The sequence below is a fragment of the Rhodococcus sp. NPDC003348 genome (assembly GCF_053589375.1).
This window is the reverse complement of sequence record NZ_JBSFRT010000011.1, coordinates 60,588-72,344: the sequence shown is the minus strand read 5'-3', so window position 1 is coordinate 72,344 and position 11,757 is coordinate 60,588. Positions and strand designations below refer to the sequence as shown.

General features: G+C 69.8%; 10 protein-coding genes and 1 tRNA gene. 4 read left to right on the top strand and 7 right to left on the bottom strand.

Translation table 11 applies throughout. The features are described from left to right. Positions 1 to 18: 18 nt before the first annotated feature. From ACWDU4_RS10040 to ACWDU4_RS10030, 3 genes are read right to left on the bottom strand one after another with little or no spacing between them, the layout of a single operon-like run. A complete protein-coding gene (locus ACWDU4_RS10040; RefSeq protein ID WP_450113742.1) occupies positions 19 to 1,056 on the bottom strand; it encodes a nucleoside hydrolase in 1,038 nt (345 codons plus the stop codon). Position 1,057: 1 nt separating this feature from the next. Then, the gene (locus ACWDU4_RS10035) at positions 1,058 to 1,543 is read right to left on the bottom strand and encodes an OsmC family protein (RefSeq protein ID WP_450113741.1); all 486 of its coding nucleotides are present in this window, start codon (positions 1,541 to 1,543) and stop codon (positions 1,058 to 1,060) included. A 21-nt stretch (positions 1,544 to 1,564) separates the two neighbouring features. Continuing rightward, a complete protein-coding gene (locus tag ACWDU4_RS10030) occupies positions 1,565 to 2,899 on the bottom strand; it encodes a CoA transferase (RefSeq protein ID WP_450113740.1) in 1,335 nt (444 codons plus the stop codon). 34 nt (positions 2,900 to 2,933) lie between these two features. Between ACWDU4_RS10030 and ACWDU4_RS10025 the strand changes: the two genes are divergently transcribed. Then, positions 2,934 to 3,695, top strand: coding sequence for a lysoplasmalogenase (locus ACWDU4_RS10025; RefSeq protein ID WP_450113739.1), 762 nt, complete (start codon positions 2,934 to 2,936; stop codon positions 3,693 to 3,695). Here ACWDU4_RS10025 and ACWDU4_RS10020 read toward each other — a convergent pair. From ACWDU4_RS10020 to ACWDU4_RS10010, 3 genes are all read right to left on the bottom strand, one after another. Next, positions 3,676 to 4,911: a saccharopine dehydrogenase family protein gene (locus tag ACWDU4_RS10020; protein ID WP_450113738.1), complete on the bottom strand. Its 1,236-nt coding sequence runs from the start codon at positions 4,909 to 4,911 to the stop codon at positions 3,676 to 3,678. The genes ACWDU4_RS10025 and ACWDU4_RS10020 overlap by 20 nt on opposite strands. Before the next feature lie 35 nt (positions 4,912 to 4,946). Further along, positions 4,947 to 6,440 (bottom strand): glutamate-cysteine ligase family protein, encoded by a 1,494-nt coding sequence (locus ACWDU4_RS10015; RefSeq protein ID WP_450113737.1) that lies wholly within the window; start codon positions 6,438 to 6,440, stop codon positions 4,947 to 4,949. A 99-nt stretch (positions 6,441 to 6,539) separates the two neighbouring features. Then, complete coding sequence (locus ACWDU4_RS10010; RefSeq protein WP_450113736.1) at positions 6,540 to 7,982, bottom strand: SDR family NAD(P)-dependent oxidoreductase; 1,443 nt, start codon at positions 7,980 to 7,982, stop codon at positions 6,540 to 6,542. A 224-nt stretch (positions 7,983 to 8,206) separates the two neighbouring features. Between ACWDU4_RS10010 and ACWDU4_RS10005 the strand changes: the two genes are divergently transcribed. Further along, on the top strand, positions 8,207 to 9,349 hold the full coding sequence (locus ACWDU4_RS10005; RefSeq protein WP_450113735.1) for a S8 family peptidase: 1,143 nt from the start codon (positions 8,207 to 8,209) through the stop codon (positions 9,347 to 9,349). A 96-nt stretch (positions 9,350 to 9,445) separates the two neighbouring features. Here ACWDU4_RS10005 and ACWDU4_RS10000 read toward each other — a convergent pair. After that, positions 9,446 to 9,531: transfer RNA gene (locus tag ACWDU4_RS10000), tRNA-Leu, on the bottom strand. 180 nt (positions 9,532 to 9,711) lie between these two features. Here ACWDU4_RS10000 and ACWDU4_RS09995 point away from each other — a divergent pair. Next, positions 9,712 to 11,082, top strand: a complete 1,371-nt coding sequence (locus ACWDU4_RS09995; protein WP_450113800.1) for a M20/M25/M40 family metallo-hydrolase — start codon at positions 9,712 to 9,714, stop codon at positions 11,080 to 11,082. A gap of 21 nt (positions 11,083 to 11,103) precedes the next feature. Further along, complete coding sequence (locus tag ACWDU4_RS09990) at positions 11,104 to 11,643, top strand: YbhB/YbcL family Raf kinase inhibitor-like protein (protein WP_450113734.1); 540 nt, start codon at positions 11,104 to 11,106, stop codon at positions 11,641 to 11,643. Positions 11,644 to 11,757: the final 114 nt, after the last annotated feature.

Genomic DNA, 11,757 nt, shown 5'->3' with positions numbered 1-11,757 from the left:
GACATTACAATGATGCGATCAGATATCCGCCGTTTGACACAGGCGGGACCCGATGCGGTCGATCAGGTCGTCGAAGAACGCCTCGGGATCGGTGTCCACCGCGATGTCGGCGTTCGGTGCACGTCCCCACATGCCGTGCCAGTCGGCGACCGTGCAGCCGCGGGTCAGCGTCCCGATGAGTTCGACGTCCACGGTCGCGGGTCTGGTCGTCGCTCGGGCCGGGTCGAGGGCGAGGGCCGCCGCGAACGGATCGTGCATGTGCGCCAGAAATCCCTGCCCGTGGTCGCGGTGGAACTCCAGGTAGAAGCGGATGGCATCGGACAGCGCGCGGAGGACGGGATTGGCTGTACGCGAGCGTGTTCCGGGAGGATCCTGCTCGGTGATCAGCTCGACCGGCGTGCTGCCTGCGGCCTCGGCGAGCCGGCGTAGATGGGTCGGTCGCATCTCGATGGTCTCGGTGATGTCGAGCGGGCACACCAGAGGCCTGCGGTCGGGCGGTGCCGCGCTGAACGCGTCGAACACCACCTTCGCGGCCTCGGGGTCGACGGAGATGTTCCACTCCGCCTTCGGTGTCGTGTTCCCGGGATGGTTGAACGCGCCACCCATGACGACCAGCCGGTTCAACAGCAGCGGCAGTTCGGGCTCCATCCGCAGCGCCAGCGCGAGATTGGTCATCGGTCCGGTCACCAGGCCCGTCACCTCACCGGGGCGCGAGCGGGCGATCTCGACCCACGCGGTGGCCGAGTCACGCTGGGCGAGCGCGCGTGTCGACGGTGGCAGCACCGCGTAGCCGAGCCCCTGTGGTCCATGGGTGTCCTCGGTGGTGCGCAGGTCGTCGGTCAGCGGCACCGGTGAACCCAGCGTCACCTCGATGTCGGGCCTGCCGCACAGGTCCAGCCAGGCCAGATTGTTCGCAGCGACCTGTGCGGTGGGCACATTGCCCGCCGTGCTCGCTACGGAGAGGATCTCGGCATCCGGACTGGCGACCAGGTACAGCAGTGCAAGAGCGTCGTCGATCCCGGTGTCGACGTCGACGAACAGGGGAGTCGGCGCCACGTCAGTCCTCGATTCGCGTCGTCGGGTCGTGCCGGACGGGGAAGTTGACGGAGCGGGCGATGAAGCACGTCTCGTGCGAACGCCGGTGCAGGTCCGCGACCGCCGCGATCACGTCCCCCGCGTCCCCGGAACTGCGCGCGACGACCACCTCGGGGCGAAGGGTGACGGACGTGAACTGCCCCGCCCCGCCCGCCTCTTCGACCATGGTTCCGGTCGGACGGTCGGTGTACTCCGTGACGACGATGCCGTCCGCGGCGGCAAGGCCGAGAAACCAGAGCATGTGGCATTCGGAGATGGACGCGACGAGCAGTTCCTCGGGGTTCCAGCGTCCTGGGTCACCACGAAATGCCGGATCCGAACTGGCGAGGACCGGCGGTTTGCCGTCTGCGGCGACATGATGGTCCCTGCTGTACTTCGTCGGGGACGAAGTACCCGAGCCGAGATTCCCGGTCCACGTCACCTCGAGGCCGTAATGGTGTTCACGCACGGACAGATCCTCTCACCCCCCTCAAACCCAGTGCGGCGCATCGGCACCCCAGTCGTGAGCCGGGAACGGGTACTCGGCACGTCCGGGAAGTGCGGGACGCGCAGAGGTGATCGCGCCGTGGGTGACGGTCGCGGCCGCGCCGGGCGCGAGTGGCGCCGGAGGCTGCTCCACCCGCCCCGGAGCGCCGAGGAGGGAGTGAGCGGTTCGTGCCAGCGAGACCGAAACCGAACGCCCCAGGCCGTCGCCGACCCGCAGCGCCACTGCGTCGACGATGCCCGCCGCCAGCAGGTAGCCGCTCGCATGATCGAGGGCCTGGACCGGTAGCGCGCCTGGACGCTCACCGCCCTCGACGAGCGCAATTCCCGACGCGGCCTGCACGATCGAGTCGAAGCCGCGTCGCCGAGCCCACGGGCCGCTCGTGCCCCATGCACTCACCGACCCGTGCACCAGTCCCGGCCGCTCCGTCAGCCCGAACCGGTCGAGCGCGCCCGGGCGATAGCCGGTGACGAGCACGTCCGCGGTCTCGAGCAGTGCGCGCATCGCGAACAACTCCTCGTCGAGCGTCAGGTCGAGCAGCGTCGTCCGCTTGCCCTGCCCGGTGTCACGGTGCTGCCAGTCGATCTCGTGCAGGTGGGGCGAATCGACGCGCAGCACCTGGGCGCCGAGAAAGGCCAGCGCGCGGGCTGCGACCGGACCGGCGAGCACCCGCGTCAGGTCGAGTACCCGCAGGCCCGCAAGCGGGCGGGTGGGGTCGGCGACCGACAGCACCGCGCCCTCGTGCCATCCGTCCGCTGTCGTCATCGTCACCAGCGGCCCGCGCGCAGCCTCCAGTCCCTGTGGGTGCGTGGCCCATTCGTCCTCGCTGCGAACCCGAGCCGCAACCGCGTCCGCCTCGGTGCACCGGTCCTCGACCTCCTGCGCGGTCAGTTCACCGACCCGGGTCGACAGCATGCCCGGATCGGCGTCGGCAGGAAGGTCGAGTGCCGCGAGCAGCCGCAGCCGATGGTGCGGATAGTTCGCGTGCGTGCGGACCCACCCGTCCGACGCCGCGAAGAACCCCGACATCGGCGCGAACCCGGCGACGGGCTGCCCGTCGATCCGCAGCACCTTCTCGCCCGCGAACGACGCCGCGATCCGTTCGGAATCGAGAAACCACGGATGCGGCTCACGGCCACGGGCCACGAGCAACCGATTCACCGCCGACGCGAGCGCACCGACCGAACCCGACGCCAGCGCGGTCGTCGGCAGCCGGGACGTCAGGAACCCCGACGGCGCCGGATGGTGCACCCACCCCGGATCCGAGGACAGGGCGCACCCGCGCTCGTACTCGTCGTGGAACCGCTGCGCTGACGCCACATCTGCACCGTACCCCGCGCTCTACGATGGCCCGATGATCTCAGGTGCGAAGCGCAGCGGAGCCACCCGTCACGCCGACCGGAAGTCCACCGGTACCGCGACGGTCGCCGCGGCGGCCTTCGGCGTCGTCGCAGTCGTCCACCTCGTCGCCCAGCTGGCCGGGGCAGGCACGGTGGACCGGATCAGTCAGTACCTGCTGATGCCGCTGCTGGCGGCGACGCTCGCGCTGTCGACCGATGCTCCGCGTTCGCGGCTCGTGCGCACGACGCTGCTGGCACTGGGCTTTTCCTGGCTCGGTGACTCCGCCCCGTCCTTCTTCGACGGCGACACCGCGTTCCTGGTGATGATCGGCTTCTTCCTGCTCGCGCAGATCGCCTACATCGTCGCATTCTGGCCGTATCGGTCCCGGGCACTCGCGACCCGCCCCGCCCTCGCGGCATGCGCCGTCGCGATCGTGCTGCTGGTCGTCGCATGCGCCCCCGGCGCCGGGGTTCTGCTGGCGCCGGCGCTGGTCTACGGACTGTGTCTGGGCTCGATGGCGGTGCTCGCCACCGGGCTCGGCCGCATCGCCGCGTGGGGCGGCGCACTGTTCCTGCTGTCCGACTCGATGATCGCGCTCGGCGCGTTCGCGGACTGGTTCAACCCACCCGCCAAGGGTTTCTGGGTCATGCTCACCTACATAGCGGGGCAGACGCTGTTGGTCGCTGGTGTCCTGTCCGTCGACCGCGCGGCCCGAGCGATCACGCCCCCGGACGGTGATGTCGGCGCCGGAGCGACTACGTCCTCCGGACGGTGATCTCGAACCCGGCGTCGCGTAGCCGCTCCACCAGGCGGTCGCCGATCGCCGTCGCGGGTGTGAGCACGCCGGCCGCGTCCGGCAGTGCGCCCCGGTCCAGGGCCAGGGCGAGGGCGGACTCGCCCAGCATGACCGCGGTGGCCGCGTACCCGGGGTCACCCTGCGCCCGGATCCGCGACACGTACCGGGCGCCCGTGGTCGTGGTCGTGTGGACGTCGCTGGTGAAATGCCCTGTCCTCCGCGTCTTCTCGCTCGGGCCCTCGCCCGGCTTCGGCAGCACCCGGTCGAGCGCCCAACGGGTCGGGGGAAACGACAGTCCGGCGATCAGCGCGCCGAGGCCGGCGGCGACTCCCGCCGCGAGCACCGGCGACAGGGGAGACGTGCCGACACTCATCACCTCCCGATACCGGAACGTGCGCCCGTACGCCCAGTCCCGCAACGCATTGCTGCGCCGCACCACCCGGGTGTTCGTCGATCCCATGACGAACGGCGCCGTCACGCCCTTCAGATCCGGCGAGATGTCCGAGCCCTTGACCAGTTCGGTGTCGGGCTGACGGCCCAGGTCCGGTTCCGCGGCCACCTCGGGGCTCAGTGAATACGGTTGCAGCGCAATCGAACGGGCCCGCTTGTCGGACTTCACGGTGTCGACGAGGGTGCGCATCGAGTCAATGGTGCCGCCGCTCACGCCGCCGCGCAGCGATGCCACCAGCGTCGTGTCGGTGAGGGTGCCTTCTCCGTCCGCGGCCACCTGTTCGTGCAGCACGTGCACCCCGAGGTCGGATGGGATCGAGTCGTACCCGCAGGCGTGCACGATCCTGGCGCCGGTCCCCGCGGCGACGTCGTGGAACCGGTCGATCGACTCGCGCGCGAACAGCACTTCGCCGGACAGGTCGGCGTAGTCGGTGCCCGCCTCGGCGCAGGCACGGACCAGGTCGATGCCGTACTTGGCGTAGGGGCCGACCGTGGTGACCACGACATGGGTGGCGTTCGCCAGTGCCGTCAGTGAGTCCGCGTCGTCGGCGGACGCGATCAGCAGCGGCCACTCCGCCGCCCCGGGCAGGCCCTCACGGACCCGCACGAGCCGTTCGCGGGACCGGCCGGCCAACCCGATCCGGGTGCCGGCGGGGGCGTGTCGGGCGAGGTACTCGGCGGTGAGCCTGCCGACGAAGCCGGTGGCGCCGTAGACGACGACGTCGAGGTCGCGGGTGCGGGTCATGGGCCGACACTACTCGGAGGTAGGTGGTGCCGGGCTCAATCCCAGGTGTGGACGGGCGACGCCGAATGCATGCGATCGAGGTAGTCGGAGAGCATCGAGCTGAGTGCCGCGTCCCGGCTTTCGCCCGCGTTCTCCCGCGCCGCCACCGCCGCGCGCTGCCAGTTCGCGCCGTTGCGGCGGCCGCGGCAGCGTTCCTCGACGATTCCCAGATAGGTGTCGCGGACATCGGGCGCGACCCCGAGGGCGTCCAGACCGTCGTGTGCCAACGGCAGGAGTGTCTGCAACACCAGTTCGTGCGGGGCGACCGCGCCGATGTCGGGCCAGAACAGGCGCGCCTCGAACCCACGCCGTGCGCCGGCCTGGAGATTGGCGGCGGCCGCCTCGAACGGCATGCGCGACCACGAGGGGCGTTCCGCATGCGCCAGCGAGTGCACCGCGCCGTAGTAGAAGGCCGCGTCAGCGACGGTGTCGCGGACGGTGGGACCGCACGGCAGCACCCGATTCTCGAGGCGCAGATGGTGGTCGGTGGCGGTGGTGTCGTAGATCGGGCGGTTCCAGCGATAGATCGTCCCGTTGTGCATGCGCAGTTCGGCAAGTTCGGGGGTGCCCCCGGCGGCGACCACGGCGCGGGGTTCCTCGTCCGTGCACTCCGGGAGCAGGGCCGGGAAGTACCGGGAGTTCTCCTCGAACAGATCGAAGATCGACGAGATCCACCGCTCTCCGAACCAGACCCGCGGACGCACACCCTGATTCTTCAGCTCCAGCGGACGGGTGTCGGTCGCCTGCTCGAACAGCGGGATGCGGGTCTCGTGCCACAGCGCCCGGCCGACGAAGAACGGGGAGTTCGCGGCGATCGCCACCTGCACTCCCGCCAGCATCTGCGCCGAGTTCCAGTGGGCACCGAATTCGCTGGGCGAGACCTGCAGGTGGAGTTGGGTGGACGTGCATGCGGCCTCCGCGAGGATCGTGTCGGTCACCGTCGCGAGGCGCTCGGTGTCCTGACGGCCCGGCAGCGGCACCCCCGTGATGTCGAGTTCGATGTCCTCCCCGCGGGCCGCGAGGATCTGCTGGGCGAGCGCCGTGTACCGCGGGTCCGACGACATCCACCGCTGGTCGAGGTGCCGCTTGCGCAGGGTCGGCAGGATGCCGATCATCGCCAGCCGGCCTCCACCGGCGCGGGCCCGCTCGTTGGCCTGGTTCAGTGTGGTCCGCAGTTCGTCCTCGAGCTCCGCCAGATTGGTGCCGTCGAGCCGGCGCGGAGCGACGTTGACCTCGATGTTGAACTGCCCGAGCTCGGTCTGGTACGCCGGATCGGCGATGGCGTCGAGCACGGATGCGTTCACCATCGCCGGCTCCCTGTGGGTGTCGACGAGATTCAGTTCGAGTTCGAGTCCCACGGTCGGTTCGCCGTCGGGCGCCTGCTCACCGGCCAGCAGATCCGCGAGGGCATCGAGGCAGTTGTGCACCTTCTCGCGGAACACCTGCCGGTCCTTGCGGGTGAACACCACACGGGTGACCTCGCGGCCCATGCGCGTCTCCCTCGGTCGACATCACATGTCGAATCCAAGTATTCCCGAGGGGGCGCCGCGATGCGCGGTGATGCCATCTCGGCGGCGGGCCGCCCGAGATCACCAGGGTGAGGGTACGAAGTCCTTGAGGAAGCAGCCGTACAGGTCCACGCCGGCCTCGCCCTGCACGATCGGGTCGTAGACCCGTGCCGCGCCGTCGACGAGGTCGAGGGGTGCGTGGAAGCCCTCCTCCGCGAGCCGCAGCTTGGTGTAGTGCGGGCGCTCGTCGGTGATCCATCCGGTGTCGACGGCGGTCATCAGGATGCCGTCCTGCTCGAGCATCTCCTTCGCGCTGGTGCGCGTGAGCATGTTGAGTGCGGCCTTGGCCATGTTGGTGTGCGGATGGCCGGGGCCCTTGTACTGGCGCGAGAACTGGCCCTCCATCGCGGAGACGTTCACCACGTACTTGCGGCGTGCGGGTGACGCGGCCATCGCGGGTCGCAGACGGTCGACGAGGATGAACGGCGCCACCGAGTTGCACAGCTGGACCTCGAGCAGCTCGATCGGGTCGACCTCGCCGACCGCCTGCACCCAGCTGTTGGTGTGCGCGAGGTCGGGCACCAGGCCGCCCGCGTCGATCGCGATTCCCTGCGAAATGCGTTCGGGGGTGGCCGATCCCGCGACCAGGGCCAGTTCGCTGACCTGGTGGACGATGGACTGCGTCGCGGCGGGCAGCGAGCTCGCCAGCGCGGCCGGGTGCGCGTCGCTCGTCTTGCCGAACGTCACGACCTCGGGCAGTTCGCCTGCCGGCAGAGGACCGGACTCCGCCTCGGCGAGCGCCGAGTACGCGCCCGGCGAGCGGCGGACGGTCTGGGCGGCGTTGTTGATCAGGATGTCGAGCGGGCCCTGCGAGGCCACGTCCTCGGTGAGCGCCACCACCTGGGCGGGGTCGCGCAGGTCGATGCCCACCACGCGCAGTCGGTGGATCCAGTCGCCGCTGTCCTCCATCGCCGTGAACCGGCGGATCGCGTCGTTCGGGAACCGGGTGGTGATCGTCAGGTGGGCGCCGTCGCGCAGCAGACGCAGCGCGATGTACATGCCGATCTTCGCGCGACCGCCGGTGAGCAGGGCGCGGCGGCCGGCCAGGTCGGTGCTCGCGTCTCGCTTGGCGTGGCTGCGGGCCGCGCACTCGGGGCACAGCTGGTGGTAGAAGGCGTCGACGACGGTGTAGCGCTGCTTGCAGATGTAGCAGGGCCGCGGCCGGATCAGGGTGCCCGCGGTGGCGCCGGCGGTCGGTGAGGAGATCAGCACGCCCGCGGTCTCGTCGTCGATCCGGTTCGGGGAACCGGTCGCCGTGGCCGCGACGACCGCACGATCGGCCGCGTTCTTGGCGTCGCGTGTCTCGATCCGCTTGCGGCGCTTGAGTCGCTTGAACATCTTGCCGCTCGCGCGTTGCAGTGCGATCGAGTCGGGGTGCTCGGCGTCGAGTTCACCCGCAGCGGCGAGGACCTTCAGACAGGTCTCCAGGTCGGCGGGGTCGATACCGGTCGTCGGTTGTGCCATCGGTGTGGTGCTCAGTCCTGAATCTCGTCACCCCGGCGGGCCGGGCAGTCTGTCCGTGCAGTCGTCGCCCGAGTCTACCGACCGCCTCGCGACCAGCCGATTCGGCCGTGTCACGGGTGGTGACATCCGGTCCGGGCGCGAGGAGGATTGCCGGTGTCGGGGGAGTGGGATCGGTCGGGGGATCGTCGGGCCGGGCCGGCCCGACCGGACGAAAGGCCAGCATCATGGACAAGTCGGAACGGCGGCCGTCCACCGGATTGGCGACGATCGTGACCGCGGCCACCGTCGTACCAGTGGAGCGACCTGTACAGAAGGACGGACCGTACCTGCCCGAACTGACGGACCTGGACCAGTTGGTCCGGGTACCCGAGACACGCCGGGACTTCAACGTGTCCGGCTCGGGGGTCACCGTCGCGATCCTCGACACCGGGCTGCGGGCGACCCACGCCGATTTCTCGGGGCGGGTGCTGGCGGGGCACAACTGCACGGGCGGTGACCCGGACGACACCGGGGACCGGTACGGGCACGGCACGAGTGTCGGAGGGATCGCGTGCGCGGGCCGCATTCACACGGGGGTCGCCCCGAACGCCCGGATCGTGCCGGTGAAGGTGCTCGGTGACGACGGCGGCGGCACGCTGGCGCACGTGCGGGACGGACTGGAATGGGTGCTCGGGCACTGGGCCCAGCTGGGCATCTCGGCGCTGTGCATGCCGTTCGGCACCGCCGACAACCGGACCAGTGACACCGACCTCGCCGGCGACGAGATCGGTTCGCTGCTGCAGCAACTGACCGAGCGCGGCGTCGCCTGCGTGGTCGGGTCGGGTAACGAGTACTACGCGCACGGCGGCGTGCAGGGCATGAGCTACCCGGCGATCATCCGGCACTGTCTGAGCGTCGGTGCGGTCTACGACGCGGACGAGGGGCCGTTCCGCTACCCGGACGGGGCGAAGGCGTTCTCGACGGCGCCGGACCGGATCACCCCGTACTCACAGCGGCTGCACCACAAGATCGGCGGGCCGTGCGCGACCGACCTGTTCGCGCCGGGGTCGCCGGTGACCTCCACCGGGGTGCGCAACGACACCGGGGAGTCGCTGCAGTACGGCACCAGCCGGGCCGCGGCCGTCACCACCGGAGTGATCCTGCTCCTGCAGTCGTACTACCTCCGTGCCACGGGAGAGTTGCCGACGGTGGCGGACGTCAAACGCTGGCTGTTGCGTGGGGCGACCGTCATATACGACGGCGACGACGAACACGACAACGTCGCGCACACGGGTCTGACGTTCTCACGGCTCAGCGCGCCCGGGGCGCTGTTCGCATGCGCGAAGGAACTGGCGATGCACGAACTCACGTCGGCGCAGAGGATGTGAGCACTCCACGAAATCACTCCACGAAATCGCAAGGGCGACAACGAGAAAAACCCCGGACCGTGGTCCGGGGTTCTTCTCGTCTGTCTCAACTCAGAGTGCGCGAGGGGGGACTTGAACCCCCACGTCCATTAGTAGGACACTAGCACCTCAAGCTAGCGCGTCTGCCATTCCGCCACTCGCGCTTGCACACTCTTTGTTTCGCTCGCCGCTCTCGCTGCGTGCTGGAAAAGATTAACCCAGGCAGACCCAAACACCAAAATCGCCCTGTTTCCGCAGGTGAAAGGGGGTGTCCGACGATCATCGACGCGATATTCGGTGACCGCCGGTGGTAGGAAAGGGTGGTGCCCCACATCGACAACCCGATCAATTCGGGGGAATCCGCCCGCAACAGCCCCGAACCGACCGCCCGCAGTCGTGCAGAGAACGAGGTCGTGGATCTCGTCAGCGCGCTGATCCGTTTCGACACGTCGAACACCGGCGAACTCGCCACCACCAAGGGTGAACGCGAATGCGCCGAATGGGTGGCCCGCAAACTCGAGGAGGTCGGGTACGAGACGGTCTACGTCGAGTCCGGGCAGCCGGGACGAGGCAACGTCTTCGCGCGACTGCCCGGTGCCGACCGCAGCCGCGGGGCGCTGATGATCCACGGCCACCTCGACGTCGTTCCCGCCGAACCGGCCGACTGGAGCGTGCACCCCTTCTCCGGCGCCGTCGAGGACGGGTACGTGTGGGGCCGGGGTGCCGTCGACATGAAGGACATGGTCGGGATGACCCTGGCGCTGGCGCGCCAGTTCAAGGCGGAGGGCACGGTGCCGCCTCGGGACCTGGTGTTCGCCTTCCTGGCCGACGAGGAGGCCGGAGGCACCTGGGGATCGCAGTGGCTGGTGAAGAACCGGCCCGATCTGTTCGAGGGCGTCACCGAGGCGGTCGGCGAGGTCGGCGGCTTCTCGCTGTCGGTGCCGCGCCCGGACGGCAGCGACGCCCGCCTGTACCTGGTGGAGACCGCCGAGAAGGGACTGGGCTGGATGCGGTTGACCGCGAAGGCCCGCGCCGGCCACGGCTCGTTCCTGCACGAGGACAATGCGGTGACGATCCTCGCCGAGGCGGTCGCCCGGCTCGGCAAGCACACCTTCCCGCTGGTGGTGCCCGACTCGGTTGCGGAATTCCTCGCCGCCGTCGGTACCGAGAGCGGGCTGGAATTCGATCCGGGTGCGGCGGATCTCGACACCGCACTCGGGAAGCTCGGCAGCATCTCCCGGATCATCGGCGCCACCCTGCGCGACACCGCGAACCCGACCATGCTCGACGCCGGTTACAAGGCGAACGTCATCCCGCAGACCGCGACCGCCGTGGTGGACTGCCGGGTGCTGCCGGGCCGGCAGGCCGCGTTCGAGCGCGAGGTCGACGAGCTGATCGGTCCGGACGTGACCCGGGAGTGGATCACCAAACTCGATTCGTACGAGACCACCTTCGACGGGCACCTCGTCGACGCCATGAACGCCGCGATCCTCGCGCACGACCCGAACGGCCGCACGGTGCCGTACATGCTGTCCGCGGGAACCGATGCAAAGGCGTTCGCCACGTTGGGGATTCGCTGCTTCGGGTTCGCGCCGCTCCAGCTGCCGCCGGAACTGGACTTCACCGCGCTGTTCCACGGAGTCGACGAGCGGGTGCCGGTCGACGCACTAGAGTTCGGCACGCGCGTACTCGAGCACTTCCTGTTGCACAGCTGAGAACTCACGAGAGGACACCCCATGGCTCATGACCACGATCCGTACGGCCCGCTGCCGGACCTGCCGACCTTCACCCTGACGTCGGAGCAGATCACCGAGGGCGGCGAGGTGCCCGCCGATCAGCGCAGCGGCATCTTCGGGGTGCCCGGCGGCAAGGACATCTCGCCGCAGCTGTCCTGGTCGGGGTTCCCGGCGGAGACGAAGAGCTTCGTCGTCACGATGTACGACCCGGACGCCCCGACCGCGTCGGGCTTCTGGCACTGGGCGGTCGCGGACATCCCCGCCTCGGTGACCTCGCTCGCCGCGAACGCAGGCGACGACGGCGGCGCCGGACTGCCCGACGGCGCGATCACGCTGAAGAACGACGGCGGCGGCCACCGGTACCTCGGCTCGGCCCCGCCGGTCGGCCACGGCCCGCACCGCTACATCTTCGCCGTGCACGCGCTGAGCGTGGAGAAGGTCGACGGCCTGACCACCGACTCGACGCCGGCCTTCCTCGGCTTCAACCTGTTCAGCCACGCGATCGCCCGCGCTACCCTGACGGCCACCTTCGGCCGCTGACCCCCGGCCGGGGCCGCGCGCCGACCTTCGTCGGTCCCCCCGAGGCGGAAGGGCACCTTTGTTCGGTCAGATCGAACGAAGGTGCCCTTCCGCCGTCAGGGGGTGCATCGTCCG

Coding starts and splice junctions, on each gene's coding strand:
- ACWDU4_RS10015 (WP_450113737.1), bottom strand. CDS start 6,440: ATGGGCCGCGAGGTCACCCGTGTGGTGTTCACCCGCAAGGACCGGCAG.
- ACWDU4_RS10020 (WP_450113738.1), bottom strand. CDS start 4,911: ATGACCCGCACCCGCGACCTCGACGTCGTCGTCTACGGCGCCACCGGC.
- ACWDU4_RS10025 (WP_450113739.1), top strand. CDS start 2,934: ATGATCTCAGGTGCGAAGCGCAGCGGAGCCACCCGTCACGCCGACCGG.
- ACWDU4_RS10010 (WP_450113736.1), bottom strand. CDS start 7,982: ATGGCACAACCGACGACCGGTATCGACCCCGCCGACCTGGAGACCTGT.
- ACWDU4_RS09990 (WP_450113734.1), top strand. CDS start 11,104: ATGGCTCATGACCACGATCCGTACGGCCCGCTGCCGGACCTGCCGACC.
- ACWDU4_RS10005 (WP_450113735.1), top strand. CDS start 8,207: ATGGACAAGTCGGAACGGCGGCCGTCCACCGGATTGGCGACGATCGTG.